This window comes from Nisaea nitritireducens (genome assembly GCF_014904795.1).
Classification (GTDB): domain Bacteria; phylum Pseudomonadota; class Alphaproteobacteria; order Thalassobaculales; family Thalassobaculaceae; genus Nisaea; species Nisaea nitritireducens.
This window is the reverse complement of record NZ_JACZFS010000075.1, coordinates 15,782-41,680: the sequence shown is the minus strand read 5'-3', so window position 1 is coordinate 41,680 and position 25,899 is coordinate 15,782. Positions and strand designations below refer to the sequence as shown.

The window sequence follows — 25,899 nt, the reverse complement described above, 5'->3', positions numbered from 1 at the left end:
GGCCAGGCTGTCAGTCGCTCCACTGAGCCACGCTTCGCGTGTCTCCCGCCCATTCGGGTAAGATCCCTATCGCGCAGCGCCTCAGTCCGGCTTGGGTGGAGAGCGGACGTTAAACGAACATTATAGGTGACTGCTTGAGCCCATAGACCGCCGTTGCATCTCGCCACATCAGTCGCCCCGGATCAAATGGATGATACCGGAGATAACACGACGATCATCAATCCGAGGAAAACCACGCGGCTTGTTTGGCAACAACGGTTCAAGACGGATGAATTGGCTTTCAGATAACCAAAAATGGTGCTCGGACATGAAATTGAAAACCGTCGAGGAGTTGTGCAAACCTGAAGACATTCACCCGCTTCATTTGGCGGCGGAATAAACTGGCAACGACAACCGCTGGAGATAGGCGTCAGGGTGCCTGACCCACCACATCCTGGGACACTATCCTGCAAGGATTTGATAGAGATCAATGAACGTATTCGACAACTGACCTAAGTTCCGTGAAAGCGGTGATCTTTTTTGCACAGCATCCATGAAAGGACGACGCCATGAGACTGACAGTGAAGTTACCCGAATTGGCATTGGCAGGGGTTTTTATCGTATCGGTGGCCGCGTCGGCTATCGCGCACGGTCCCGACTCTCAGCGCAGCGGCCAAGGACAGATGCCGATGATGGGACATGGCATGATGGGTCAAGGCAATCAAGGCCAGATGCCGATGATGGGACATGGCATGATGGGTCAAGGCAATCAAGGCCAGATGCCGATGATGGGCCAAGGAATGATGGGTCAGATGCCCATGATGGGTGGATATGGGCGCGGGCAGATGCAACCTTTGCGGCGCGACCTGACCGCCGAGGAGGTCAAGCACATGATGGAACATCGTGTTGACTGGGCCGGGAACCCGAACCTGAAAGTCGGAAAGATTACTGAAAAAGACGCCGATACCATCGTTGCCGAAATCGTGACCAAGGACGGCTCGTTGGTTCGGAAGATCGACGTCGACCGTCACACGGGGCGCATGCAGGCGGTTCAATAGTCGAAACGGATTGCTTGCATTGCCTCCGTGAACTCAAGAGGGTTTAGTCATGCTAAAATACACATTCGCAATGGTTGGCGTGGTGGCGGGGCTGGCAACGTCACCACTGGCCCTTGCCCAACAAGCGCAAATTCCCAATTACGGTCCGCACATGTGGTCGGGCGGTTGGCACGGATGGTTTTTAGGGCCTATCATGATGATCGTATTCATCGCCGTCGCCGTGGCCGTGGTCGTTTTCTTGGTGCGCTGGCTCGTTGGAACCGGCCATGGCGCCGCGCATCACGCGCACGCAACTGGTAGAACGCCCCTTGATATCCTTAAAGAGCGTTTCGCCAAGGGTGAAATCGACACGGAAGAGTTTGAGGAACGTCGACGAGTTCTTGGCGAATAGATCGCATCAAGAATCATTCCTAGATGTCAGACATTAGCTAAACTCGGCTGTTCAACGGATAAGCCTATCTTGCCCTGAAACCAGACCTTGATTGGTGCATCCCACGATGGATCTCCGGATCTAAGGTCTTTTTCTCTTGGAGGTGTTTACCTTAAATCTCGCTGCCGCTCAGTGCGGAGAAAGGACGTCGCTCCCTCTCTGCAAAGGCGAAACGCGCGTCCGCTCGCCTCGTTCCGGGACTCCCTGTTTTTGGGCTGCGTCCGTCACCCTCGAGCTGCTTGTGGCCTCGGGTGCGAAGTCCAATCCGATGGGATAGGTCCGAAACACGCCGACGGCCCCGTTAAGGAACAGCAACCGCTGTGCCTTGTACATGCGCAATCGGGTCACGTCGGGTCCATTGTACGGCCGAAACTTGCTGGCACAGCCTGACAGGAAGGTGGCCAATCCACCCAACAGCAAGAGACGCCCCATTTTACAGGGTCTGGTAGTGGTCAGACGCTACTCTCCCGACAACGCCGGATCAACGACCATGCGCCAGCGCCCCTTTCGTCACCTTCTCGCCCGCCGGTTCACCGCCGGATGGGCCGTCGTTGACCCGATGGCCGTTCAAAAGGCGCAGCGCATTGGCCACGACGAGCAGCGATACACCCACATCAGCCGCGATCGCGCCCCACATCGAGGCCATGCCGAACGCTGTCAGCCCAACGAAAAGCGCTTTCGTCGCGAGCGAGAGGCCGATATTCTGGCGGATGATGCTGATCGTGCGGCGCGAATGGCCTATGAGCCAGGGAATCCTGCCGATGTCGTCGGTCATCAGGGCGATGTCCGCCGTCTCGATGGCTGCATCGGAACCGACCGCGCCCATGGCGATGCCGTAATGAGCTCGCGCCATGGCTGGGGCGTCGTTCACTCCGTCGCCGACCATCGCCACCATCTCGTGCGACGCAACCAACTTCTCGATCGCCTCGACCTTGTCTTCAGGCAGAAGCTCGGCGCGCACCTCGTCGATACCGACCTCGGCGGCGACCGCGCGTGCGGTGCGTTCGTTGTCACCGGTCAGCATGACTATGGTCTTGACGCCCTGGGCGTGCAGTCGCGCCACGATGCCCTTGGCGTCGGGGCGAATGCGGTCGCGCAGTTCGAGCAAGCCGAGCACTCCGCCGTCGTCGCCCACGACGACCATGGTCGCGCCCGCAGCTTCGATCCGCTCACGCAGGTCGGCGGGGATCGCTTCGGCAACCCCCTTCTCGGCGGCGAAGCGGTCGGAGCCGAGCCAGACCGCGCGGCTCCGGAAATGGCCTTCGAGGCCGCGGCCCGGCACCGTGCGGGTATCCTCGGCGGCAGTCACTTGCGAACCGGCGCGGTCCAGAATAGCGCGCGCTAGCGGGTGCGAGGAGCGCGCCTCTAGCGATGCGGCGACGGCGAGCAGATCGGCCTCCGACGTACCTCCGAGCGGATACACGGCGGCCACCTCGGGCTTGCCTTCTGTTATCGTACCGGTCTTGTCGAGCGCTAGAGCCGTGGTGCGCGCCGGCGCCTCGACATAGGCGCCACCCTTGATCAGCACGCCGCCCCGCGCCGAGGCGGTGAGCGCCGCAACGATGGAGACCGGCGTAGATATCACCAGCGCGCAGGGGCAGGCGATGACCAAAAGCACCAGCGCGTTGTAGAACCAGAAGCCCCAAGCCCCGCCCGCAATGAGTGGCGGCAGCAACGCGATTGCGACCGCCAGCGCCATCACGGCGGGAGTGTAGACACGGGCAAACCGCGTCACCCACTGCTCCACCTCGGCGCGGCGGGAATGTGCGTCCCCCACCATGCGGACAATCTTCGCGAGCACCGTGTCGGACGCAACCTTCGTGGCCCGCACTGTCAGCGTGCCCTCACCGTTGATCGTGCCGGCGTAAACGTCATCGCCCGGTCCCTTGGGGACAAGCGCGCTCTCGCCCGTGATCGGCGCCTGATCGACCGCACCCGCACCGTCTGTCACCTCGCCGTCGAGTGGGACGCGATCACCACCACGCACGACGAATCGGTCGCCCACGGCAACCCGTTCAGCCGGCACGACCGCTTCGACCCCGTCGTCGCGGATAACCCGCGCCGAGGGCGGGGCGAGATCGAGCAACGCCGCGACGGCATTGCGCGCACGCCCCACACTCCAGCTTTCTAGATAGAGCGAAAGCGCGAAGAAGAAGGCCACGGTCGCCGCCTCGAAGAACTCGCCGAGCCCGATCGCGCCGGCGACGGCGACTACCATCAAGAGGTTCATGTCGGGCGAGACCCTGCGGGCCGATGACCACGCCTTGGGCGCGACGAGCCAGACACCGAACAGGATCGCCAGGCCAAATAACGTCACCTCGGTCAGCGGCATCGGCGCCTCGCCATGGCCGGCGAACAGCCCGAGCGCGCCACCCAGGCCCGTCTCGACGATGTGATAAAGGAACCCCGCCGCCCAGAAGCCGCCGCTCAGCGCCGTGAACCGTCCCTGCTGCAGCAGATGCGCGGCCCGGTCGGCCTCGGCATTGTCCGCATCCCACGGACGGGCGCTCATGCCCGTGCCGGCAACCGCCTCGACAATGCGGTTGTCGGAGGCATCGCCGGCCGTGTCGAGCACCGTCATGCGCCCGTTGATGACGTCGAAGGCCAGATGTTCGGGCCCGCCGACTTCAGGCCCAACAACCTTTTTCAGAATTGACACCTCCTCGGCGCAATCCAGGCCGGTTACCAAGAAACTGCGACCGGATACTTCTCCCAGTGAAGTCACCATACCGTGGTTGGTACTGCAGCACCTGTCCACGCCATCATCATTGCGGCCAGGCTTGTGACTGCATTGACCGCTCGCATTGTCAGAGCCGTAAGTTTGTCTCGAGTGTTCTTGCATGACCCAGCCTCGTTTTCCCGATAGTGCGGATTATGTAGTTGCTACAGCGACTAGAGCTTCAAGAGGAAAATCGCACTTGTTTAACACGCTTCATCCGGTCGTACTCGATCAGGCCAGTCCATCTTTTTAGGATAGGTCGTTCGCAGCGCGATAGCTTGCCTAGACATTCAGAAGTGAAGAGAAATATCCCGCCTGTTTGAAATACAAACGGCAATTTCCTCGGCGATGTTATCAGGCAGACGGGTTTGTCCGCGCAGGCCGATCGTATCGGCGATGGCTCGATCATATTCCTCGATCTGCGGGCGCAGTTGATCGATTGCCCCCTCACGCCAAGTAACTTCCTTTTCAAATAAGACGACAGCTTTTGCCATACCCTCACGCGCCCAATTTGCATCAGGCGACTCATTCTTGAATTCCCGCTTTACCTTATACAATTGACTTCGGATTTGGCTCGTACCTGATATCTCGGCCAATGAGGCTATGGCTTTATTGATGTTATCAACTGTTGACGTCGCCATTCCGGATTGGACGAGGAGACTCAACCCCCGGAACTGGGGAGCGGCATTTTTTAATCGTCCTGTATCCGCCAACAAAATCATGGCCGTTTTTACAGGTTCATATGCGTCATCGACACTACGTCGAAAAATTTTCCGTGCGTTGTTTTCTCGTTCCAAAACCGATGAAAACTCTTCATGCATCGCACTCCATTCGGTCGGGATTTGGGCCATCAGTTCTTCACGGCGGATTTTCAGTCGAGCTCTATCGTCTCGCAGGTCGTTGAGTTCTTCCTCTGTTTCAGCGCGTTGGCTCTGTGTGATCGCGATATTTAGTTTCGAAACGGCATCATCGATCCGGCGAATGTCGCTTTCGACACCGCGCACGCGAGACAGAACGGGGCGGTAGGACACCGCCGCTTCTGCGACCTCAACGTAACCCTGCTTGATATTCTGCATGATCGCGAACGCACGCTCTGCGGCGGTCAGCCCTCTTCGAAAATCGACGCGTAGTTCTTCAGGGAGAGTGGAAAGGTCCGCTCTTCGCATCCGCTCGATGGCGGAGCGGATTTCGGCACCGTCGCTTTCGAACTTTCGTGCGACGAAATTTTCCATACAGACCTGCAGCCGTGGATTTGTCGTAGGTGGAGCGTATTCCGACAGCAACAGACTTCTGTTGGGAAGGTAATTAACCAGCACCGGAAATATGAAAACGAGGCCGACTGCCACGAGTTGGAGGGCGATGAATGGAATGACCCCCTTATAGATCTCCGTTGTCTTGATGCTTGGAGGAGTGACACCACGCAGATAGAATAGCGCGAAGCCGAACGGCGGCGTCAGAAAAGACGTCTGGATCACCAACGCCAACATCACACCGAGCCAGAGCGCGCTGACATTGGCGGCTGGGTCCGCAAGGATAATTGGTGCAATGATTGGCACGACAACGACTGTTATCTCGATGAAATCGAGAAAAAATCCCAGTATGAATATGACCAGCATAACAACGGCGAACTTGTTCCAGAAGCCACCGGGTATGGAGGCTAGGAAATCCTTCACCAAGGCTTCGCCGCCAAATGCGCGGAAAGCCGCGGTGAGCATTACCGCGCCTAGCAAAATTGCGAACACCATCGCCGTGGTCTTCGTAGTTTCCTCAACCACGTATTTCAGTGTCCGGTCCTTCTTCAGCGTACGCCATCCGCTCCAACCAACTGCGTAAACCAGAACGGCCGAGGCGATGCCCGCGAGCGTTACCCCCAAAACGTTCTGAGCAGACTCAATTTTCCGCAGGTTCACATCAAACAGGCTGATAACGATCCAGATAGCGCACGTCGCCAAGGCGGCTAACAAGACTGGCCAATAGGCCCGCCGTTCTCCCTCGCAGAGACGATACCCGGCCATTACCGTTGCACCAGCAGCGCCGATTGCCCCCGCCTGGTTGACTGTTGCCACTCCCGACATGATCGAACCCAGAACCAGTAAGATCAGGGTCAGTGGCGGGAACAAGGCGAGCAATGTCCTGCCCACCAATCTGCGAGCGTCAGCCCTTGGAAGATTCGATGCAGGAGCCATGTCTGGGCGAATCGCGGCGACAACGACCTGATAGAGAATGTACAGGCCGACCAACAACAGCCCCGGGACGAGCGCCCCCATGAACATGTCACTGACACTGGCAGATGCCACGTCGAACTCACTCGGCATCATCAGCTCGCCGCTGGCGACCTTGTAGAGCGACTGGCGCTCCTGGTTCGCTTTGTATACGGCAGAGGTCAACTGGTGATTGAGGATAATCAGCACGATCGACGGCGGGACGATCTGCCCGAGTGTGCCGGTCGCAGCAACGATACCGGTTGCCATCTGCTTCGAGTAGTTTGTCCGGAGCATGGTTGGCAGTGAGATCATCCCCATGGCCACGACTGTGGCGCCGATAACACTGGTCGTTGCGGCGAGAAGCGCGCCGACAAGCACCACCGATATACCCAATCCACCGCGAAACGATCTGAAAAGCTGGGACATCGCCAGCAGCAGGTCCTCTGCGATCTTCGAGCGTTGCAGCATAAGCCCCATGAAGATGAACAACGGGATCGCGATCAAAACGTCACTCTCGTCTGACCTGTAGATTCGGCGCAGGTTGGTGACACCTGCCGACAGCCATTCCCCGGGCGTCCCCCCGTGTACGAAGTATGCGTTGGGATCGTCGGCCAGCAACTGACCCGCGAGGGCCGCCACGGCAATCGACATGATTGCTGCACCGGGTATGGCAAGCGCGACCGGGTATCCCGCACCAAGAGCGAGACAAAGGAGGGCAAGCAACAATACAAGAAGAAAGGGCTCCATGGGATCTACGGCCCCTCCCTGGTCGCGGGATGGACGGTCCCTGCTACCGCATCACAATTACGTCCGCCGGGTTCCCCACGACAGTCGGCTACCGCATCAAAAAACGTGCCGACAAGCTCGACCAGCATCGTGATAGCGAACACCGCGATAAACACAGTCATCAAATAGAAGACGTACAGGCCGTTGCCGATGCCCTCGATCTCAAAGGTCAGCAGAGCGCTGTTGATGATAGCTGCTTTCCCCGAGGTCCCGACAATCAGGATCAGCCAACAGAACGGCATTCCCAAAAGCACAGCGCCGCATGCATTGACGACGCTTCTGGATCTAAAACCTAAGGCCGTATAAAGAACGTCGATCCGTACGTGCCCCTCCTCACGCAGGGCGTATGCGCAGCCTATCAGAAACAGCGGCGCGTACCAGAAACGGACCAAGTCCGCCATGTAGTCTTGCTCATAGGAAAAGACAAAGCGGGAGATAACCAGCAGCAACTCGGCAACTACGATCAGTAGGGAAAGCCAGGTCACGCCGATCGAACGCGTAATTGAAGCAATGATGATTGCGACCCCGACGAGGGACATATGTACGTAACCCCCACGGAATTCTGCTCTCATGAGCTGCTTGAACAGCTCGTCCCCGGCCATCGCGGCAAGCAGATTCTCGCCCCGCAGGAACGCAAGACTGAAGTCGACCAGGCCGATCAGCAGGACCGACCAGAAGGCAGTGCGAATCAGGAAGGAATTGATGCGGACGATCCGCTCGCGCTCCTCGCGCAGAAGGCGAAACCGGTCCAAGACCAAGTACGACGCGACAAAAAGAACAGCGATGCCGTAGAATCCGGCCTGAATCATCGAGGAGATATCTGCGGTTTCACCCGTTACCCCGGCAGGCCCCGGCCATCCGCGCCAATAGGTCAGATAATTATTGAATAGAAAGGCAACAAGAACGGCGAGGCTGCCCCAGCCGAACAGCCGAGTGAAAATAGCAAGACATATCCTGGAACGCCTCGCATTGTGATCTGGCTCAAAATGAGCTCTGTTCCAAACAGTTTTTGTTTGCGCGTCGTAATTCTCAAGATTCATTCTGATGGAAACCTGGCTGGCATGACCCCGACGATCGTCCAGATCACCTCTATGGAAACTACATCATTGCCCCCCCGAATACCCGCACCGAAGACAACTCCACTCTCTGAGATCGCCCACAGCATGTAATCACCGACAATCATGTGCATTTGGTTCATGTAGGCGAGCAAAGTCGGTGACGGATTGGGCGATTTTACCGCTTCGCCATCGCCCATACCGCTACTGCCATCACACGAAGCACGGTTCTCATGATAGAGGCGGCGGCCTGACCGTATGATCGTTCCGTAGAAGGCGGCGGGATTTTGCCCGTCTTGATGCTCCAGCGGAACGCCTTGATGCATGAACGTCCAAAAGCGCTTCATTCTCTGTTGCATGTGAGGGCTCATGCTCTTAGGCACCCACATGCCGCGAGGCATCCTGCATGGGTTAAATGTATCCCGAGAGTCAGGCAACCTATCTTGCCGTGATGCTTGGGCAGAAACTTTAGTTCCGGCGACTGATTGGCCGATCATGAGAAAGGAAGCCGCTAGGAGACGCTCTGCCGTTATTGATCGAATATTCCTTCTATGCAGCACGGTGTTCCTCCGACGCCCCTTGAGACCCGATTTGGTTTAAAGTTGGTTCGGCGCACTATTTTTCCTAAAACTGAGTAATTTCAAACGTGCCCCTCTCCCGCAGTGACGATGTTGACAAGGTCCAATTTTCCACTTCCATAGAAGCGCTCTGCAAGCCTACACTCTCTAGTCACTATAGCTTCAAGGGGGTTTCACTATGGCCGTTGAGCTTTCAATCGGTCAGCTTTCCGAAACAACGCGGTGCAAGGTTCCAACCATTCGGTACTACGAACAGATTGGGATGATGCCTGCGGTTAGTCGCACTAGTGGCAATCAACGGCGATATGGGCCGGAGCACGTTAAGAGACTCCAGTTTATTCAACATTGCCGAGATTTGGGCTTTCGTCAGAACGCCATAATCGAGCTTTTGGCCCTTACAGCTCAACCAAGTCAAGGATGCGAGGTTGTAACAGAAATAGCCAAATCCCACCTCGAAGAGATCAACCGTCGCATCGCTCGATTCTCAGGACTTAAACTAGAGCTCGAACGAATGATCGACTCCTGTAGCAGCGTAAATATTTCTGAGTGCCGTATTATCGAGAGTCTTGCGGATACTTCAAACGCTGATGCTTCCTAGCCCATTTGGCAGCATTTCCATTATTCGGTCATCCGAGTCTGCGCTCGATAGAGCCAATCGGTGTTTACGGTTCTGGCGTCAAATCCCCAAAACGGCTTTCGGTAGTATGGTTACCAGTGCGGGAAACATCAGCACCGCGGCTATCATTAAAAGCTGGATCGCAACGAGTGGGATAACGCCACGGTAAATCTGCGCCATTCGAATGCTGTCAGGAGCCGCGCCTTTGAGAAAGAAAAGCGCAAAACCAAAGGGTGGGGTCAGAAAGGAAGTCTGAAGAACCAAGGCAACGAGAGCGCCAATCCAGAGCCGGGCCAGTTGTTCGGATCCAACATATGCAGAAAAATCAAGCTGGCTTATTGCCGGGTAAAGAATTGGCAATGAGACTAGAGTGATCTCGATCCAATCGATGAAAAAGCCTAGCACAAATAAAATAATCAACACGACGGCCAGCACACCAAAATCGCCGATCGATAGATCTTCGAACAAGCCAATCGCTATGTCGTCTCCTCCATAAAACCGGAACACCAACGAGAAGATTCCAGCTCCTAGGACCACGAAAAACACCATTCCGGTGATCACCATCGTGCGAACCAAGGCTTGACGTAGTAGGGCCAGATCAAACCCGCGGTATAAAAAGATCATCGCACCGCCGCCGATGGCCCCGACAGCCGCCGACTCTGTCGGCGACACCCACCCCGCGACGATAGAGCCAAGCACCAATGCTATGAGTCCGACCGGCAGAACCAGGCTTCGAATAAGATAAATAAGTATTGAGCGTCCATTTTCGGACGGCATGGCTGCCGCACCGGAACGTGGGCGCAGCACATCAACTACAATAAAATAACAAATGAAGGCCCCCGCCAAGCACAGTATAGGCAAGATTGGCGCTAGAAACATACTGCCAATCGTCAACTCCATTGCATCCGACAGGAAGAACAACATAATCGCTGGCGGTGCTATCACCCCAAGCGTCCCGGCGGCCGCGATAACGCCGCTGGCGACTTCAGGACGATAACGCTGGGCCATCATGGTTGGTAAGGCAGCGGCGGCGATAGTAGCGACTGAAGCCCCAATCACGCCGGCAAGTGGCGCCAGCAGCAGGCCAATCAAGATCACCGATACGCACATGCTCCCGGGCGCGCGGCCTAAAATACGCTGTAAACACAGGAGCAGTTCTCGCGCAGCGCCACTGACTTCAAGCGCAACGCCCATGAATAACAGCATCGGTACAGCCGGATAGGTTAGATTCTCACCGATAGACATGTAAATCTTACTCGGAATGAGGAAGAGTGACTGAACCGGATACTCACCAATAACAACACCGAGCAACCCAAAGCCAACTCCAACCCCAGCAAGAATAGCCCCGACGGGAAAGCCCGACATTAGTAGGAGGGCAAGAACTATCAGCATGAGATGGGGGAGGTAATCCACCAAGATCATAGCTCGCTTCCTCGATCAATCGTCGGAAAGGCAAAACGGTAGATACCCGCCAAGAACAGGAGCAGAGCGCAGACTGGCAGCGCAGACTTGACTATCCACCGGGCGGATAGCCCCATAGCTGCGCGAGACCCTTCTCCCTGAACAAAAGAAAGCCAAGTCATTTCAGCGCCAAACCAGAATAATATAAGACAAAACGGAAGAAGGAGCACCGTCAACAAGATTCGCTCGAGCCTTCTTTTTATACGGGCAGGGAGGCGTTCACGCAGAATATCAACTCGGACATGGCGCTCTTGAATATAGGTGTATCCAATGGCGAACATCACGCAACCGAAGAAGAAATGCCAGGCAAGCTCCTGCAATAAGGTCGAGCTGAAATGAAAAAGCCGCCGTCCGACGATGTCGTAGCCCGACACAAGAATGAGTGCTGGCAAGAAAATCAATGCTGCAGCGGCCCCACCTAGCTCGACGAGCCGTCTACAAGCAGATAACCAACCCTGCATCGCTTTCTGCCCCCTCACCTAAATCTGCCGCAATGAGAAATCTAGTACCTATAGCTACTATAGGTTCAAGCGATCATTTTGGGCCGGGCTGGTTACCTATCGACCGTACAGTGCGATGATCGTATCTGGTTCGAAGACGAACAGTTCAGTTCCGCCGATCCGAATGCCCGCATCAAGGCGGCCTGATCGTCGGGAGCTGAAGAAATGACCGACCGCTTTGGGTCGGCTGCCGGCGGAATAAGCCATCAGGCTCCGCAGGATGAAAACAGTCATTCGACAATCTGCTCAGCCCCTGACGATGAATGCGCAGCATTCTGTCATTGGTGACTACGGTGTCCTTTTTCCGCCCTGAGGCGGTGCGGTTCTTTTTCTCGCTTTCGCTCTTGGCGTGAAGAGAGCGCTGCCCCCTCCCCACAAAGCCCAAGCGCGCTCCGCTCACGTCTTGCCGGGTATCCCCAGGTTTCGGGCCAGAGCCCTGCCAACCCGCTGCTGCGCGGCGCCCTACGGGTGGGTGATTCCCCTCCCGGTATGCCGGCCTTTCACCCCTCTCTCGCTCCTCGCCGGAGATGCAGGGTTGCAGTTGTGAACAGCAACCCAGCACCAAATAAAGAGGGACCTAGACATGACCGGCACCATCGAGCGCACTATGAAAATCAATGTTCTGCCGTCAGTCCGCGAAAGCCGTGAGCAACATTATGAAAACTTGAACCGAGCCGGGCGCGAAAGGACCGGATCGATCCTCAATGCCGATTGGACCGGTCAGCATGGCGACATGTGGGAAATCAATGAATCAATCTATCACGAGTTTCTCGGCGTGCTTCCGCCGCTTGCTTGGCGTGATGGCTCTTTCTGTGTTTTCGACTTGCTGCAATATCGCATATTTGCTATATTGCAGTACCGAATGAGGGGGCGGTATGGAGTGGTCAATCAAGTTTCTGAACGAGAAGGTCAAGGCGGAATTTCTCTCATTACCCGATGATATCAGAGCACGTTTCTATAACTTCGAGGATCTGCTGAAACAGGTAGGGATCGAGAAGCTAGGTCCGAAACGAGTGAAGCACTTGAGGGGCAAGCTATGGGAAATCCGGCTGACCGGTAGGGACGGGATTGGTAGGGTCGTTTATGTAACAGCGTCCGGGCGGCGGATGGTCGTTTTGCACGCTTTCATGAAGAAGACCCAGAAAACACCGGCTTCGGCAATTGCATTGGCCGAACAGCGAGCAAGGGAGATGGATCAATGATCGATATCGATGAAGTGCGGGAAGAGGATTTCAAAAATAACCCGGCCGTAAAAGCTGAGTATGAAAAGATGCGCCCGGTCTACAAGCTGATCGGCAGGCTTATAGAAGCGAGGACGCGAGCAGGTTTGACGCAAAGCCAGATAGCGGAGCGGATGAAAACGACCCAATCCGTTGTTTCCCGCATGGAAAGCGGCGGCAGTATGCCGAGCATTAAAATGGTAACCCGGTACGCGGAAGCGACGGGGTATGAGGTGGGGCTTGTTCGGGCGGAATAGACCGACTTCAACCCTTGGTCTGGATTTGTGTCCGGGCGCCGGGGCGGTCCTCGCTGCGCTCGTTGCGGCCGTCCCATTGGTCCGGCCGCGAAATCCATGATCGCATACGATCATGGACCAACCGCCCTTGATCGAGGACGATATTGACCCGAACCCGCCATCGATCGACCTATGCAGCAATGGCGAACAAGGCGTTTCGCCATGGCGTCGATCATGATCTGGCGGGTCAGCAATTCAGTGATGCTTTGGCGTGGCCGAAAACCCTGCAACTCACGCACTGGATGGAGCACCACGGCAACCAGGTGCGCGGCCGTTGGTTCCAGTTCGGCGGAAGGTTCTATTTTCCCGACGAAGAGACAGCCGCAGCCTTCTGCCTGAAATTCGGCGGCAGGCGCTGGTCCCTAGCGGATCTCACAACACAGCAGATGCTTACCAAAGTGGCGCGGGAGGCCGCTCGTCAACGCTCCGCAGATAATGAAAAATCTCCAGGGTAGGGGGCTTAAGCATGAGTTTTCTGTGCGAGATCATCTTATCTGAACATCGCTCACCTCGCGGCAGCCACCAATCGAGTGGACCTGGCTACAAACGATTGTGATTATGTGAAATAAGGTCGATCTCCGTTGGGGCCGGGCTCTACTCCGCGTCCTGCCGGGTATCCACAGGTTTCGGGCCAAGGCCCTGCCAACCCGCCACTGCACGCCGCCCTGCGGGTGGGTGATTCCCTTCCCGGCACGTCAGCCTTTCTCCCCTCTCTCGCTCCTCGCCGGAGATGCAGGGGCGCAGTTGTGAACAGCTGCCCTGCACCAAATTAAGAGGGGTTTAGACATGCGCAAGACGATGATAAAAACCGACCGCATGCAGGCGGTAACAGACAAAATCATTTCTGCACTGGAAACAGGCGTCCGCCCTTGGAAAAAGTCGTGGGACGCCGGAGCCTTTCCCGAAAAACCGCTTCGATCAAACGGCGAAGCCTACAAAGGCGTGAAAATCATTATTGTTTTTGGCGTGCGCCTAAATCTTAGCATCCTCTTCTTGATAGATTGGCAGTGCGCCAAACGCCAAAAGTATTATTCCAAGAGTTTGTTAACCTGGGTCAATTCTGGTTTAGTCCCACCCAGAGCGACAATACCTGCGTCTTGAAGACCGGCGCGTTGCCGCTGAAAATTATTTGGGGTGCTGCTGGCCCGGCCCGGTTGATTAAGTATCGACCTCTAAAGACCTTGTCCCACGACGCGTGACCAAGCCCACACCGAGAATTGTGAGCGCGATGCCAACTAGTTGCGGCCAGCCCAAAGTCTCGTCGTAAAACAGGAACCCCATCGTCAAGCCGAAGATTGGGATCAGGAAACTGAAGGCATTTGCTCGGTTGAGTTGGGTCTTCTCCAGCACAGAAAACCAGAGCCAATAGACCAAAGCCGTTCCGAGTAGGCTGAGGCCCAGGAGTGCGCCCACGAACGTGAGCGACCATCGGATCGACGTCGGATCTTCCATGGTCCATGCACTCAGAGCGAGTGGAATACTGCCTATCAGCATTTGGAGGCCCATGGCCATAAGGGCATCCACCTTGCCCGCAATTCGCTTAATCAACACATTGCTGACGGTGATGCCCAGCGCGGCTAGGGTAATGTAGGCCACGCCGATGATGTAGTTTTCCTGCCCGCCGGAGAAGAGCCTAGTTGACGTGATGGCGAGAATCCCGACAAAACCCAAGAGCAGCCCAACCTTACCGTGGGCGTTGAGCCGTTCGTTGAGGACGGCGCCCGCCAGTACGGCTGCTAGCAACGGCTGGGTGTTGGCGATCACTGTCGCAATGCCGGGGGAGACGAATTCCGCTGCATGAAACATGCCTACAAACCCCAGGGTCGTGGCGCCAAGGCCGACGATGGCCACCATCGCCCAGATTTGAGGTTCCTTGGGTAGCGGCCGCCGCAGCGCGACCGCCAGAAGGGTCAGCGTCACGCCCGCCAGAAACGCGCGTAGTGCGGCGAAGGTCATGTGGGGGGCGAACTCGATACCGGCGGTTATCAGAGGGAAACAAGCGGCCCAAAGCATCATCACCAGAATGATTTTCGCAATTGTCGCGATTGACATCCGTCCAGCTCCTCGTCCTCTGACCAATGCAAGAAATGCCGTTTACGGAGGATCACCGCTCGACGCACCAGCGCACTTTCTTTGGAAAATGGAGACGATGCAATAGCATCAACCAACGAGAGCCAGAGCCATCGTCACAGAATGAGGATCGGTGTCTCCATTCACCTGACGACGGAGAGAAAATCTTCGGGTATCCCGAAAATAGGCGTTGACCCTCCACCTAGTGGAGACATTAAATATATGCTGATGTTGAGAAACGTACTCATAGTTTTTTTCCTGTTGCTGGCGACGACACATCCGTCGTTCGGCTCTGTGGATGCATTGCATTCACATACCCAAGATTGCACGGAACAGCAGGCCCATAGCGAACATGCACACAGCATGCGTGGCGACGAGCGTGGACAGGACTGCGGAACAGTCGCGATTGGGCATTGCGTTTCCGGTTTTTTTGCCCCCACAGGGGTAGGTTCCGATTTAATTTTCTCTGAGTCGACCCTTTCATTCCACACGATACATCAGACCGTTATCGGCCTTAATCTAGAAGCGGACATACCCCCTCCGCGATTCTGACCGGACTTCATCTAAAAATAGCGCACCCGTGCGGGAGCGCTCTGAAGCTCAGTTACATCGTGAAGGAACAAACATGCTCCGTTCTAAACTTTTGAGTGCCGTTTTCGGCGCCAGCCTTTCTTTTGCCTTGATCTCCTCTGGCGCGGCTCTCGCCGCAGGCTCGCACGATGGCGGCCACAAACCGAATACCGGTCAACCCGGAGACGCGGCCAAGGTATCTCGCACCATCGAGATCACCATGTACGACAATTACTACGAGCCGCAATCCCTCGATATCAAAGAAGGTGAGACCGTCCGTTTCGTTATCCGAAATGCGGGCGAGTTCGTTCACGAGTTCAACATCGCCACCGCAGCGATGCACGAAGCGCACCGCCCCGAAATGATGATGATGGTGGAGCATGGTGTCCTTGAGCCCGACCGCATCAACTACGATGCCGCGAAAGCGATGCAGGCCTCTATGGGGCATGGCATGCACAAAGAAGGTAATAGTGTTCTGCTTGAGCCCGGCAAGTCGGGCGAGGTGATTTGGACTTTTCCTGATACGGGAGAGCTCGAGTTTGCCTGCAATGTGCCGGGACACTATGAAACCGGGATGCACGGTCCGGTTAAACTTGGCAACTGACCCAAGCGCACGCCTCACGCCACAAATCTAAGGAGTAGAGCAATGCCCAAACGGCTGTTGCGCCGAGCCTTTGTGCTCGGCGCCGGCCTGGCGGGCGCGCTTACGAGCGCCGCCAATGCCGGCGAATACAACCTCACCGTCGATCCAGTCATTGTCGACACAGGCACTTTCAAACGCACCGGGATCGGCTATAACGGCGCTACGCCGGGACCGGTCTTACGCTTCACCGAAGGCGAGGACGTCACCATCAACGTGGTGAACAATCTCGACGAGACGACCTCGATCCATTGGCACGGTCTGATCCTGCCATTCGATCAGGACGGGGTACCCGGGATCAGCTATCCGGGGATTCCCCCAGGTGAGACCTTCACTTACCGTTTTCCGATCGTGCAGAATGGCACTTACTGGTTTCATAGCCACAGCGGTTTCCAGGAACCGGATGGCGCTTACGGTTCGATCGTAATCGAACCAAAGAAGCGCGAGCCGTTCCAGTACGACAAGGAATATGTTGTGCAATTGACCGACGCTCATCCTCATCGGGGCAATCGGATCATGCGCAACCTGAAAATGATGCCGGACTACTACAACCGTCAGCAGCGCACTCTGTTTGACTTCCTAAAAGACGCCCGAGAGAAGGGGGTTGACACGGCACTCGCCGACCGTGCGGCCTGGGGCGACATGCGGATGATGCCGACCGATATCGAGGATCTCCAGGGCTTTACGCCACTGATCAATGGAAAGAGCACGGAACAGAACTGGACCGGCCTCTTCAAGCCGGGCGAACGGGTTCGTCTGCGCTTTATCAATTCCTCGGCAATGGCCTATTTCGACGTCCGGATCCCGGGCCTCAAGATGACCGTTGTGCAGGCGGACGGGAACAATGTTTTGCCAGTTCCAGTCGACGAGTTCCGGATCGCAGTCGCCGAGACCTATGACGTTCTCGTTCAGCCAAAAGAGGACCAAGCATACGCGATCTTTGCCGAATCCATGGGCCGAACAGCCTCCGTCCGGGCGACACTCGCAACCTCAGAGGGCATGGTTGCTGATGCCCCAGAGTTGCGTAAACCCAGCTTGCTGACCATGGCCGATATGGGAATGGCGCATGAAGGTATGGACCACGGCAGCATGTCCATGGGTGGAATGAGTCATACGATGCCTGACGGCCGCGCCATGCAGGGAATGAACCATGGAGCCATGAACCAGGGGCAGACGAATCATGGCACCGGGCAGATGTCCGACACACACAAGATGCCTGACGGCTCCTCAATGAAAGGCATGAGCCATGCCGGCACAGATCATTCAGGTGGCGGCGGGATGCCGACAATGAAACATGACGGAACGGCAATGGCGCAGGAAGGCCATACGATGCCTGACGGGTCGATAATGAAAGGCACGAGCCATGGCGGTATGAACCATGGGGCGCAGGGTATGATGGCCGAGGCCGACTCCTTTTATGCTCCGGGGAGCGGCCTGACGCCGTCGGCGGCCAATGGCGGCAAGTTCCTCTCCTACGATGATCTTCGTGCCCAGAAACCACTCTATGAGTACCGCGAGGCTACACGGGAGGTCGAACTTCGGTTGACTGGCAACATGGAGCGCTACATCTGGTCGATCAATGGCATCAAGTTTGCCGACGCCGATCCGATCCGGCTGAAATACGGCGAGCGGGTGCGCTTCAAGTTCGTCAACGAAACGATGATGACCCATCCAATGCATCTGCACGGGATGTGGTCGATTCTCGATACCGGAAAGGGCAAGTGGAACCCGATCAAGCATGTTGTAAGCGTAGCCCCTGGGACAACGGTCTTCATGGAGACGGAAGTTGACGCGCCGGGCCAGTGGGCCTTCCACTGCCACCTTTCCTACCACGCCGACAGCGGCATGTTCCGCAAGGTCGTGGTAGAAGGCGGCCCGAAGGACAAGTCGGCAGCCACCACGACCAACATGAAAACGGGGGGCTGAGTGATGAAGATCAGAATTGCTTCTCTCGCCGTGTTCGCAGCAATCCTATCTGACAGCCCAGCCTCAGCGGAGCAATGGTTCTGGGGCGTCCAGGCGGAACAGTTGGAATGGCGTAGCGGCGAAGGCTCACCGGCTTATGCCTGGGACCTCGATGCCTTCGCCGGAACCGATGAGTACAAATTCGTTGTCCGCAGCGAAGCAGAATACGGGACCAACGCAAACGCATTCGAAACGCTGGAAAACCAGCTTCGCCTGCAAGTGCCTGTGAGCACCTTCTTCGATGCTGTTGCCGGAGTGCGCTACGACAGCCCGGACGGAGGACCACGCCGAACGTATGGTGTGCTCGGGCTCAAGGGCCTCGCCAAGCAATGGTTTGAGGTAGATGCGGATCTGTATCTCTCGGAATATCCGTCTGCCCGCTTCGAGATCGAGTATGAAGGTCTTATCACTAACCAGATCATCTTCACCCCGAGCATCGAACTGGACCTGCCGCTGGCCGACGATGAGGCGACAGGGCGAGCTGCCTTTGGACCGAAACTGGAGATCGGCGGGCGCCTCAGCTATGACCTGCTTGATCGGGCCATCGCCCCATATGTCGGCGTTCACTGGGAGCGGACTCTCGGCGAAAGCGGGCGGCTGGTCCGGGACGAGGGAGAGGATGACGACGTGGTTTCCTTCGTCGTCGGGTTCCGGGTCATGTTCTGACCTGTATATCTCATCGACTACTCCGGCGGTCCACTTTGCCGGAGTAGTTGAAACCCAAAATACCGATATACTGCGAGAACCCTGAAGATGATCGATCCCCGGCATCCGTTCCTGGACGAAATCATTCATGCACTGGGCCACAAGATAGGACCATCGGTCCCTATGTGGCTGCACCCGGTAATGCATGTCGTATTGGTCTGGGCGCCGCTCGCCCTGGTTGCCGTGGGTTTATATTTCCTGGTCAAGGCGCTTTGGAACAATGCGCGCGCAAGGGCAAAATCACTCCCGTCCAAGCGAACCTATGCGCAGGGTGAAGCGGGGATATATGCGTTCGTGCTCAGTTACTCGGCACGGAAACAGGCAATGCTGATCGCAGCCGGCCTCCTCTCGCTTCCCATCCTGTATGCCACGCTCGAACTGCCGAAACTGATCATCAATAACGCACTATCGGAGGCTAGACCGGAATCAGTGATCGACCGGTTCGGCTTCTCGGAAACGACCCTACTATTCGTGCTCAGCGGATTGTATCTCCTCGCCATTGCCGCAAACGGCCTCGCCAAGTACTGGCTCAATGTTCGAAAAGGACGTGTCGGTGAGCGCCTTCTCCGTCGCCTTCGCCTGACCATATTCCGGCATTGGCAGCGCAGGGCTCACGGAGAGCGAGATACCGAAGTCATCCCACTGATCACACAGGAAATTGAGCCGATAGGCGGATTTGCTGCCGATGCGTTCGCTGTTCCCGTTTTCCAGGGCGGGACTCTGGCGACAATCTTGTTTTTCATGTTCCTCCAGGACCCCGTACTCGGCGCAGCCGCCCTGACCCTGCTGCCGGTTCAGCTTGCACTGATCCCTAAAATCCAGCGGCGTGTGAACGCGCTGACACGAACGAGAGTTTCCGGAACCCGGGCCTTCGGCCGAGAGCTTGGAGCTGTTTTGCAGGACAGTGGCGCCCCGCGTTCGTCCGGTATCCGGTTCTCCATACGCAAGAGGATCCGGTTTCTCGAGGAGGTGCGTGAAAAGATCTACCGCTGGAAATTCTTCCAGAAAGCGCTGAACAACTTCCTGACCTCGCTCACCCCGTTTTTCTTCTACTCCATCGGAGGGTACCTTGTCCTCGAGGGTCGCCTGACGATTGGCGCGCTTGTCGCCGCGCTTGCCGCCTACAAGGACATCTCAGCACCTCTGAGGGAGCTTTTTCAACATTATCAAATCCTTGAAGATGTGAAGATTCGCTACGCAGCACTTCAGGACTTCATTCACGAAACCCGCCACCAGAGCGGTGACGAAGAACTTGTGGATCTTGGCAACATGGAGCGGAGGACAGCATGAGACTGGATGTCATCAAGGGAAAACCGGCTCTCCGCGCCGGGCTCGCCATATTTGCCTCCCTGATGTTTTCAGAGGACTTCGGAGATGCGAATGCGGACATCTCCAAAGATGTCTTCGATGCCATCTCCATCGAGCAGCTCTCCGTCGAACCTGCCACGCAAGGGGCTTCGGCGCGGGTCAAGTTCGCCATTGAGAACGAGAGCGGACAGCCGCTCACGCTCACCGGGGTGAGTTCCGGCACAGCGTCGTCCGGTGCCTTGCGGCTGCGCTTTCCAATCACCGGAATGAGCCCTGTCCCCGAGCTGGCGATTCTGGATCGCGAACGCCTGGACCTCGGAACCTCGCATGTCGAAGCGGTGCTGCTTGATGTCCGGGAACCGATCAGTCATGGCGACACGGTTCATCTGACCCTTCACTTCCGCAGCTTCAGCATTCCCGTCGTCGCCCACGCCCATCCGTAACGCTCAACGGGTGTCGATGGCTTTGGAGGCGGAGCGTTCGGCCTAGCGGGTCGCCCTGTCACGAAGCCTCATCCTCAATGGCTGTGTTCGGTTTGCGGAGCCAGCCAACGAGCCAGATAGAACCGCTCGAAGACAAAGACCGAGATAATCGCCCCGGCCGCGTAAAACACGATCATTGGATCGGTATCCAGCTTCATCAGAGTGAATGCAGCAAGCACGGTGCCGTCAAATCCGAGCGCCAGCAGCAACACCGGCGCCGACGCTCCGGTCTCGTGGCGCCGGAAGCGGAACACACCCCAATGCACCACCATATCCATCACGAGGTAGAAGAATGCACCGAGTGACGCAATCCGGCTCAGGTCAAAGAAAACAGCGAGGATCGACGCGATCACCACGGTGTAGACCAGCGTGTGTCGCTGGATTGTCCCGGACATGCCGAAATGGCTGTGGGGGATCATCTTCATGTCCGTCAGCATGGCAAGCATGCGGGATACGGCGAAGACACTTGCGAGGACGCCTGAAACAGTGGCGACGGCTGCGAGGAGCACGGTCATATAAAAGCCGGTATTGCCAAAAGCCGGCTCGGCTGCTTCGGCTAGGGAATAGTCCTTTGCAGCAATGATTTCGTCGAGGCTTAAGCTCGAGCCGACCCCGAAAGCGACCAAAAGATAGGTTAGCACGCAAATCGCGATCGAGATCATGATAGCGCGGCCCACATTGCGATGCGGGTTCGTGATTTCGGCACCGCTATTGGTGATGGTCGTGAATCCTTTAAAGGCTAGGATTGCCAAGGCTACAGATGCGACGAAACCTATCGGGCCGAACGAGCTTCCGGGATTGGAGGAAGAGGCTGCAAAGCTGAAGCCGCTTGACCAGAGTGCGGCGATCCCGAACAGGGCAATACCGCCGATCTTGACAGCGGCCATCAAGATCGAGAACAACCCCACGGACCGGTTTCCGGCAATGTTAATCAGAAATGCGAACACGATGACCCCAACCGCGAGTATCGGCACCAACGGTCCGTCCGCGATATCGAAGGGGCGCAGCACATAAGTCGCGAAAGTTCTCGCAACGAGACTCTCGGCGATAACCATACTCAGCGCCATTAGGAGCGCGGCGCCGGCGGCGACTGCCCCCGGTCCGTAGCATTTTTGCAGGATCATTGCGATCCCGCCGGAAGAGGGCCAAGCGTTCGACATGCTGATGTAACTGTAGGCGCTGAACCCGGTGATTATGGCCCCAACGATGAAAGCCAGAGGAAACAAAGGCCCTGCCAGTTCTGCTATTTGTCCCGTCAAGGCGAAGATCCCGGCGCCGATCATGACTCCGGTTCCCATGGCGACGGCGCCACCGAGTGACAATGAGTCGGCTTGATAGCTTGCTTCGCGTTTTTCGTTTTTGGCGCTGTTCATTTGATCGAGTTCTCCTCAAGTGTTTGCGCGTAGGTTTCTGGGCTTCCGGCCCTGGTTCTCCAAAGACCGAAAATGATGCCTATACCCGACAAGAGTCCGAGCCCCGTGAGACTGAAAAGGATGTCCATACCGTCATCTTCTATCGCCCTGAGACCGGCGCCGGTATGCGATAGCAGGAACGTCGCCGGTATCATCCCGGCGGCGGTCGCGAGGGCAAACCACGACCGATCCAAGCGAGTGAGGCCTGCGGCATAGCTGATCACGTCGAAGGACACAGCCGGCAGCAAGCGGGCGATAAATACGACCGTGGTGAGGCCGACTTGGGAGTTCACCGTTCGCGGAAGCGAGATCGTCCCGATCCAGCGGCCAATCCGTTCTCGCCCGAACCGTCTGGCGAGTTCGAATGCGATTAGTGCGCCGATCTCGGCACCAGCAAGTGCGTATATAGTGCCCCATAGATGCCCGTAGACCGCTCCCGCCGCCAATGTGATCGGGGCGCTTGGTATGGGGCTGAACACGACAGCGGCTGCCATGATGAGCATGAGAATCACTGGACCCCATTGACCGGTATCCGCGATCTTGACCACGATTTGGTCGGCGGACCACCAAGGCACCGCTGAGGCGAGCGCATAGAGTAGTCCGGCCATGGATATGACCGTGACCGTTGCAGCTATGTGTTTGACCGGCAATGTGAAGCGATAGCCGAAGGTCAATTTTGAGGGCCTCCACTCGATGGAAGCGGATCTCCGAAGCGTGGGATGAAACGGGGTGTCCGTTCGGCATAGCGGCGATATTCTTCGCCGAAGGCGGCTTCGGCGGCCTTTTCTTCCGACAGTGACAGGCGCCAATACATGAACAGCAGAACGGGATACATCGCGATGGTGAGTAGCGTCGGCCATTGGACGAGAAACCCGGTCAGGATTGCGACGAAACCGACATACTGAGGATGCCGGATACGCGCATAGAGACCGGCTACGGCGAGCCTTCCCTCCTTTTGCGCCTGATGGAGGGCGGGCCATGCTGCTGATAGGAGAAGGAAGCCGATGCCGAGCAAGAGAAAACTTAGAAGGTGGAACGGCCCAAAATGGGGATTGTTTTCCCAGCCGAATATCATTTCCGGGAGATGCCCCGAATCATGAGCGAGCCAGTTGATATTCGGATAGGCGCTCTGCAGCCAGCCTGACAGCAGGTAGATGGTCAGAGGAAACCCGTACATCTCCGTGAATAGAGCGATCAAAAAGGCGCTGAAGGCACCAAAAGACCTCCAGTCGCGTTTCGTCTGCGGTTTGAAGAAGCTGAAAGCGAAAATGATAAACACGGCCGAATTGATGATCACCAATGACCACAATCCGTAGTCAGCCTGCGGCTCAGTCATTATTCCGCTCCCCGGCTTGTTCGCCGAATGATCTCGGTGTTTCGTTTCCTTTTTTCGATCTGGGGCTGTGATCGGAATCGGCCGGAGCTTCGTTGCCGTGCCCGTGTCCTCCATGCATGAAAACATGAAGCAACGGACATGCAAGAAGTAGGAGATAGGGGAGGTAGGGTACGGCTAACTGAATGTGGGCCGAGTGCTCTGTCCAGAGGAAGTATCCGGCGATTAGAATAAATCCTGCGTAAGCAATAGACCTGCGATTAAACAAGGAGTTCATTTATACCATCCAACCGACAGCTCCGAGGCTGTCGTTCAATGTGCTTCGAGTAACTGAGGAAGGGTAGATCCGGTATCGAATCCACCATTCATCTGACTACGACCATTTGATGCCCCACTCCGGAGAGTTGGAACCTCTTGACCACTGCGCCGCTCGAGATGTCGACCACCCAAGCTTCTGGGTTAGCTCTGGATGAGACTAGAGCCTGACCAGAATTCGGAATCGTGGTCACGTGATATGGCTCGGAACCTAGGGGGTAGGTCGTAATTGAGCCTGATTTTAGGTTTATGGACGCAACGGCATCGCTTCCTGTAACTGCGACAAACAGACGTTTTCCGTCATCTGACAGATCGAGACCGTGAACTTCACTATCGATGGCAATGTCTCGGAGAACTTTACCGGTGTTGACATCCAGCTCGATGACGCGGCCTGTGCCGGAATCTGCGATGTAAAGAGTTCCGGCACCCAGTCCGTACGCCATATGCTCAGGCGCTTCTCCTGCGAGAAAATTGCGCCTAACAAATGCGCGCGCAAGATCGACTTCGCTTACAGTCCCGTTCCCGGTGTTCGTCACAAAGGCCGTTTGGGATGACTGGTCAATGATTGAGTAATTAGGCATCGGGCCGGTTGGAACCCATCCGGTGACCTCATAGTTGCTCAAATCGATTATAGAGATGCCGTCGGCCCCCGGATGGGTGGCAACTGCATAGCGGCCATCTGGGGACATCGCCGTGTGATGTACTGCACCGGGAACTTCTAATCGACGAATGATAGTTCCTGAAGCTCGGTCGATGATGGAGAGGATGCTGATACCTGCAATGGCTGGCCCGATCGATTTTCCAGAGGCCCCATGATGGGCAGTATGCTCGCCAGCAGTTACGGAAGCTGGAGCCTCCACGGGTTTGTCCGTTTCTATGAAACTTCCGGCGACGAGAACGCCGGAATTCGCCGTCCCGGACAGACCGTGGACCGCTTCCAATCCGTCAATTCGGCGGATCGTAGATCCGTTTGCACCATCGACTACGAGAACCGAATCGGCACTCCCTTCCGGGACATAAATCGTCTGGGCATAAACCAAACTGGAGGTGACGCTTAGCATAGCGGTAGTAATGATCGCCCCAAATGGCTTAGAGAATGTGGATTTCAGGTGAGATGACAAAGCGCTAGCAAAGGAACTCGCTGTCACGAGACAGCACCGGGATCGCTGAGAAAATCTCGACGACATCGTTCACTCCATGGATTCTGGTCGTGACCCTCAGAGTTCACCCCCCCTGAGAGATCAGGTCCTTGTATATTTTTCAGATTGTTTGGCAGAGACCAGGCGGCCCGGAATTACGGAGGCACGCCTTAGCCCCATCAAACGGCTCGCCAATTGGCCAAGCCTCCGGAAAAACCATTAGATCGGGTTGCTCAACGATGGCGGCCTGAACAAACCAGACACAGGCAATCCGTCACCAAGGAAATTCGACTGGGAATGGAAATGTCTCGAAATAAGATGGAAAAGCCGCAAAACATCATTCGCGACGATAAAAGTCAGACAAGCGAATGTGAGATGACAACGCACCTCCGGATCGGAGGGAGAAGTGTTTTCTGAATCAGTGTCCTGTTCGTCAAAATCCTGCACGGTCAACTCGGTATGATGCGCTTGGGATTCCCACGGATCGATCACGACAGCATTGTTGGCAATTAGAGACAGAAAGGCCATTGCGACGAAAATTGGTGCCGCCCAATAAGCTCTCTGTCTGCCAAAAAGGCCAAGCATTCTCTATCTTCCTATTTTTGAGTAACTTGGACAATCTCAGCGTTTGGTGCCTTGATCCAGATCAAGAAGAAAGCGTACAGAAACACTTTCGCTACTCCTCATTCTCTCACCGGATCCCGTTTGCAAGTTGCAGAGCGCGAACGTACTTAACGATCATCTCGACTTGCTTCTCGGTCACGCCATTAACGGGCTTCATATCTCCGAACTGCCAATGATGGGCTCGTGCGCCGCGCAGGGCTGCGAGATAGAAGGATTCGTCGCTATGGTGGCCCGCCGCATATACACGATGCAGGAATGGAGGACCCTTGTCGGTCCCCACGCCATTTATTCCATGGCATGCTGCGCAGAATTTGTCGTAAGCGATTTTCCCAAATACTGCCGCGCCTTTCAGGTCCGGTTGTCTGACCTCCTGGCTCCATGCGGAAGTGGACAGAACCACTAACGCAATCGCAGTCGATATAAGGACGCGCAAA

28 protein-coding genes and 1 pseudogene are annotated in these 25,899 nt (G+C 56.3%); 13 read left to right on the top strand and 16 right to left on the bottom strand.

The genetic code is table 11. From position 1 onward, the window contains the following. Nucleotides 1-177 precede the first annotated feature (177 nt). Nucleotides 178-309 (bottom strand): annotated as a pseudogene (locus IG629_RS22810) (transposase); the annotation flags it as partial. A 239-nt stretch (nt 310-548) separates the two neighbouring features. Between IG629_RS22810 and IG629_RS22045 the strand changes: the two are divergent. After that, entirely contained in the window at nt 549-1,037 is a 489-nt protein-coding gene (locus IG629_RS22045) for a hypothetical protein (RefSeq protein ID WP_193174017.1), read from the top strand. A 49-nt stretch (nt 1,038-1,086) separates the two neighbouring features. Next, the gene (locus IG629_RS22040; RefSeq protein ID WP_193174016.1) at nt 1,087-1,428 is read left to right on the top strand and encodes an SHOCT domain-containing protein; all 342 of its coding nucleotides are present in this window, start codon (nt 1,087-1,089) and stop codon (nt 1,426-1,428) included. A gap of 520 nt (nt 1,429-1,948) precedes the next feature. Here the strand turns inward: IG629_RS22040 and IG629_RS22035 are convergent. The 4 genes from IG629_RS22035 to IG629_RS22020 form a co-directional block, all read right to left on the bottom strand. Beyond that, entirely contained in the window at nt 1,949-4,156 is a 2,208-nt protein-coding gene (locus tag IG629_RS22035) for a heavy metal translocating P-type ATPase (protein WP_226887018.1), read from the bottom strand. 320 nt (nt 4,157-4,476) lie between these two features. Then, nucleotides 4,477-7,137, bottom strand: coding sequence for a TRAP transporter large permease subunit (locus IG629_RS22030; protein WP_193174014.1), 2,661 nt, complete (start codon nt 7,135-7,137; stop codon nt 4,477-4,479). A 5-nt stretch (nt 7,138-7,142) separates the two neighbouring features. Beyond that, the gene (locus IG629_RS22025; RefSeq protein WP_193174013.1) at nt 7,143-8,216 is read right to left on the bottom strand and encodes a TRAP transporter small permease subunit; all 1,074 of its coding nucleotides are present in this window, start codon (nt 8,214-8,216) and stop codon (nt 7,143-7,145) included. After that, nucleotides 8,213-8,590 (bottom strand): hypothetical protein, encoded by a 378-nt coding sequence (locus IG629_RS22020; protein ID WP_193174012.1) that lies wholly within the window; start codon nt 8,588-8,590, stop codon nt 8,213-8,215. The genes IG629_RS22025 and IG629_RS22020 overlap by 4 nt, the downstream gene beginning before the upstream one ends. A 397-nt stretch (nt 8,591-8,987) precedes the next feature. On the opposite strand from IG629_RS22020, the gene IG629_RS22015 reads away from it, so the two are divergent. Continuing rightward, a complete protein-coding gene (locus IG629_RS22015; protein WP_084608021.1) occupies nt 8,988-9,407 on the top strand; it encodes a MerR family transcriptional regulator in 420 nt (139 codons plus the stop codon). Between the two features lie 78 nt (nt 9,408-9,485). On the opposite strand, the gene IG629_RS22010 is transcribed toward IG629_RS22015, so the two are convergent. From IG629_RS22010 to IG629_RS22000, 3 genes are all read right to left on the bottom strand, one after another. Then, the gene (locus IG629_RS22010; RefSeq protein WP_193174011.1) at nt 9,486-10,847 is read right to left on the bottom strand and encodes a TRAP transporter large permease; all 1,362 of its coding nucleotides are present in this window, start codon (nt 10,845-10,847) and stop codon (nt 9,486-9,488) included. Further along, the gene (locus IG629_RS22005) at nt 10,844-11,347 is read right to left on the bottom strand and encodes a TRAP transporter small permease subunit (RefSeq protein WP_028464300.1); all 504 of its coding nucleotides are present in this window, start codon (nt 11,345-11,347) and stop codon (nt 10,844-10,846) included. Before IG629_RS22005 ends, IG629_RS22010 begins: the two co-directional genes overlap by 4 nt. A 96-nt stretch (nt 11,348-11,443) precedes the next feature. Beyond that, nucleotides 11,444-11,620 carry a hypothetical protein gene (locus tag IG629_RS22000; protein WP_193174010.1) on the bottom strand — a complete coding sequence of 59 codons (177 nt, stop codon included), beginning with the start codon at nt 11,618-11,620 and terminating at the stop codon, nt 11,444-11,446. 349 nt (nt 11,621-11,969) lie between these two features. Between IG629_RS22000 and IG629_RS21995 the strand changes: the two genes are divergently transcribed. The 5 genes from IG629_RS21995 (at nt 11,970) to IG629_RS21975 (ending at nt 14,003) form a co-directional block, all read left to right on the top strand. After that, the gene (locus IG629_RS21995) at nt 11,970-12,326 is read left to right on the top strand and encodes a hypothetical protein (RefSeq protein ID WP_193174009.1); all 357 of its coding nucleotides are present in this window, start codon (nt 11,970-11,972) and stop codon (nt 12,324-12,326) included. Next, nucleotides 12,262-12,588 (top strand): type II toxin-antitoxin system RelE/ParE family toxin, encoded by a 327-nt coding sequence (locus IG629_RS21990; protein ID WP_028464272.1) that lies wholly within the window; start codon nt 12,262-12,264, stop codon nt 12,586-12,588. The genes IG629_RS21995 and IG629_RS21990 overlap by 65 nt, the downstream gene beginning before the upstream one ends. Continuing rightward, entirely contained in the window at nt 12,585-12,863 is a 279-nt protein-coding gene (locus IG629_RS21985) for a helix-turn-helix domain-containing protein (protein ID WP_028464271.1), read from the top strand. Before IG629_RS21990 ends, IG629_RS21985 begins: the two co-directional genes overlap by 4 nt. 179 nt (nt 12,864-13,042) lie before the next feature. Next, nucleotides 13,043-13,357, top strand: coding sequence for a hypothetical protein (locus IG629_RS21980; RefSeq protein WP_028464270.1), 315 nt, complete (start codon nt 13,043-13,045; stop codon nt 13,355-13,357). Between the two features lie 331 nt (nt 13,358-13,688). After that, the gene (locus IG629_RS21975) at nt 13,689-14,003 is read left to right on the top strand and encodes an ArdC-like ssDNA-binding domain-containing protein (protein WP_084608017.1); all 315 of its coding nucleotides are present in this window, start codon (nt 13,689-13,691) and stop codon (nt 14,001-14,003) included. A gap of 57 nt (nt 14,004-14,060) precedes the next feature. On the opposite strand, the gene IG629_RS21970 is transcribed toward IG629_RS21975, so the two are convergent. Continuing rightward, complete coding sequence (locus IG629_RS21970) at nt 14,061-14,954, bottom strand: DMT family transporter (RefSeq protein WP_028464269.1); 894 nt, start codon at nt 14,952-14,954, stop codon at nt 14,061-14,063. A gap of 643 nt (nt 14,955-15,597) precedes the next feature. On the opposite strand from IG629_RS21970, the gene IG629_RS21965 reads away from it, so the two are divergent. From IG629_RS21965 to IG629_RS21945, 5 genes are all read left to right on the top strand, one after another. Continuing rightward, nucleotides 15,598-16,146, top strand: a complete 549-nt coding sequence (locus IG629_RS21965; protein ID WP_193174008.1) for a cupredoxin domain-containing protein — start codon at nt 15,598-15,600, stop codon at nt 16,144-16,146. A gap of 42 nt (nt 16,147-16,188) precedes the next feature. Beyond that, nucleotides 16,189-18,108, top strand: coding sequence for a copper resistance system multicopper oxidase (locus IG629_RS21960; RefSeq protein WP_193174007.1), 1,920 nt, complete (start codon nt 16,189-16,191; stop codon nt 18,106-18,108). Nucleotides 18,109-18,111: 3 nt separating this feature from the next. Continuing rightward, nucleotides 18,112-18,813 (top strand): copper resistance protein B, encoded by a 702-nt coding sequence (locus IG629_RS21955; protein WP_193174006.1) that lies wholly within the window; start codon nt 18,112-18,114, stop codon nt 18,811-18,813. 87 nt (nt 18,814-18,900) lie between these two features. Beyond that, on the top strand, nt 18,901-20,142 hold the full coding sequence (locus IG629_RS21950; RefSeq protein WP_226887017.1) for an ABC transporter ATP-binding protein: 1,242 nt from the start codon (nt 18,901-18,903) through the stop codon (nt 20,140-20,142). After that, nucleotides 20,139-20,603, top strand: coding sequence for a copper chaperone PCu(A)C (locus IG629_RS21945; protein ID WP_193174005.1), 465 nt, complete (start codon nt 20,139-20,141; stop codon nt 20,601-20,603). The genes IG629_RS21950 and IG629_RS21945 overlap by 4 nt, the downstream gene beginning before the upstream one ends. 74 nt (nt 20,604-20,677) lie before the next feature. On the opposite strand, the gene IG629_RS21940 is transcribed toward IG629_RS21945, so the two are convergent. From IG629_RS21940 to IG629_RS21910, 7 genes are all read right to left on the bottom strand, one after another. Next, entirely contained in the window at nt 20,678-22,015 is a 1,338-nt protein-coding gene (locus IG629_RS21940) for an APC family permease (protein WP_193174004.1), read from the bottom strand. Continuing rightward, the gene (locus IG629_RS21935) at nt 22,012-22,728 is read right to left on the bottom strand and encodes a TVP38/TMEM64 family protein (RefSeq protein WP_084608016.1); all 717 of its coding nucleotides are present in this window, start codon (nt 22,726-22,728) and stop codon (nt 22,012-22,014) included. Before IG629_RS21935 ends, IG629_RS21940 begins: the two co-directional genes overlap by 4 nt. Beyond that, nucleotides 22,725-23,390, bottom strand: coding sequence for a methyltransferase family protein (locus IG629_RS21930; RefSeq protein ID WP_193174003.1), 666 nt, complete (start codon nt 23,388-23,390; stop codon nt 22,725-22,727). The genes IG629_RS21935 and IG629_RS21930 overlap by 4 nt, the downstream gene beginning before the upstream one ends. After that, nucleotides 23,383-23,664, bottom strand: coding sequence for a DUF2933 domain-containing protein (locus IG629_RS21925; RefSeq protein WP_084608015.1), 282 nt, complete (start codon nt 23,662-23,664; stop codon nt 23,383-23,385). The genes IG629_RS21930 and IG629_RS21925 overlap by 8 nt, the downstream gene beginning before the upstream one ends. 88 nt (nt 23,665-23,752) lie before the next feature. Then, entirely contained in the window at nt 23,753-24,850 is a 1,098-nt protein-coding gene (locus IG629_RS21920; protein ID WP_193174002.1) for a YncE family protein, read from the bottom strand. 210 nt (nt 24,851-25,060) lie between these two features. After that, the gene (locus IG629_RS21915) at nt 25,061-25,426 is read right to left on the bottom strand and encodes a hypothetical protein (protein WP_193174001.1); all 366 of its coding nucleotides are present in this window, start codon (nt 25,424-25,426) and stop codon (nt 25,061-25,063) included. A 106-nt stretch (nt 25,427-25,532) separates the two neighbouring features. Next, entirely contained in the window at nt 25,533-25,898 is a 366-nt protein-coding gene (locus tag IG629_RS21910; protein ID WP_193174000.1) for a c-type cytochrome, read from the bottom strand. Nucleotide 25,899: the final 1 nt, after the last annotated feature.

Coding starts and splice junctions, on each gene's coding strand:
- IG629_RS22045 (WP_193174017.1), top strand. CDS start 549: ATGAGACTGACAGTGAAGTTACCCGAATTGGCATTGGCAGGGGTTTTT.
- IG629_RS22040 (WP_193174016.1), top strand. CDS start 1,087: ATGCTAAAATACACATTCGCAATGGTTGGCGTGGTGGCGGGGCTGGCA.
- IG629_RS22030 (WP_193174014.1), bottom strand. CDS start 7,137: ATGGAGCCCTTTCTTCTTGTATTGTTGCTTGCCCTCCTTTGTCTCGCT.
- IG629_RS22025 (WP_193174013.1), bottom strand. CDS start 8,216: ATGAATCTTGAGAATTACGACGCGCAAACAAAAACTGTTTGGAACAGA.
- IG629_RS22020 (WP_193174012.1), bottom strand. CDS start 8,590: ATGCAACAGAGAATGAAGCGCTTTTGGACGTTCATGCATCAAGGCGTT.
- IG629_RS22015 (WP_084608021.1), top strand. CDS start 8,988: ATGGCCGTTGAGCTTTCAATCGGTCAGCTTTCCGAAACAACGCGGTGC.
- IG629_RS22010 (WP_193174011.1), bottom strand. CDS start 10,847: ATGATCTTGGTGGATTACCTCCCCCATCTCATGCTGATAGTTCTTGCC.
- IG629_RS22005 (WP_028464300.1), bottom strand. CDS start 11,347: ATGCAGGGTTGGTTATCTGCTTGTAGACGGCTCGTCGAGCTAGGTGGG.
- IG629_RS22000 (WP_193174010.1), bottom strand. CDS start 11,620: ATGACTGTTTTCATCCTGCGGAGCCTGATGGCTTATTCCGCCGGCAGC.
- IG629_RS21995 (WP_193174009.1), top strand. CDS start 11,970: ATGACCGGCACCATCGAGCGCACTATGAAAATCAATGTTCTGCCGTCA.
- IG629_RS21990 (WP_028464272.1), top strand. CDS start 12,262: ATGGAGTGGTCAATCAAGTTTCTGAACGAGAAGGTCAAGGCGGAATTT.
- IG629_RS21985 (WP_028464271.1), top strand. CDS start 12,585: ATGATCGATATCGATGAAGTGCGGGAAGAGGATTTCAAAAATAACCCG.
- IG629_RS21980 (WP_028464270.1), top strand. CDS start 13,043: ATGGCGAACAAGGCGTTTCGCCATGGCGTCGATCATGATCTGGCGGGT.
- IG629_RS21975 (WP_084608017.1), top strand. CDS start 13,689: ATGCGCAAGACGATGATAAAAACCGACCGCATGCAGGCGGTAACAGAC.
- IG629_RS21970 (WP_028464269.1), bottom strand. CDS start 14,954: ATGTCAATCGCGACAATTGCGAAAATCATTCTGGTGATGATGCTTTGG.
- IG629_RS21965 (WP_193174008.1), top strand. CDS start 15,598: ATGCTCCGTTCTAAACTTTTGAGTGCCGTTTTCGGCGCCAGCCTTTCT.
- IG629_RS21960 (WP_193174007.1), top strand. CDS start 16,189: ATGCCCAAACGGCTGTTGCGCCGAGCCTTTGTGCTCGGCGCCGGCCTG.
- IG629_RS21955 (WP_193174006.1), top strand. CDS start 18,112: ATGAAGATCAGAATTGCTTCTCTCGCCGTGTTCGCAGCAATCCTATCT.
- IG629_RS21950 (WP_226887017.1), top strand. CDS start 18,901: ATGATCGATCCCCGGCATCCGTTCCTGGACGAAATCATTCATGCACTG.
- IG629_RS21945 (WP_193174005.1), top strand. CDS start 20,139: ATGAGACTGGATGTCATCAAGGGAAAACCGGCTCTCCGCGCCGGGCTC.
- IG629_RS21940 (WP_193174004.1), bottom strand. CDS start 22,015: ATGAACAGCGCCAAAAACGAAAAACGCGAAGCAAGCTATCAAGCCGAC.
- IG629_RS21930 (WP_193174003.1), bottom strand. CDS start 23,390: ATGACTGAGCCGCAGGCTGACTACGGATTGTGGTCATTGGTGATCATC.
- IG629_RS21925 (WP_084608015.1), bottom strand. CDS start 23,664: ATGAACTCCTTGTTTAATCGCAGGTCTATTGCTTACGCAGGATTTATT.
- IG629_RS21915 (WP_193174001.1), bottom strand. CDS start 25,426: ATGCTTGGCCTTTTTGGCAGACAGAGAGCTTATTGGGCGGCACCAATT.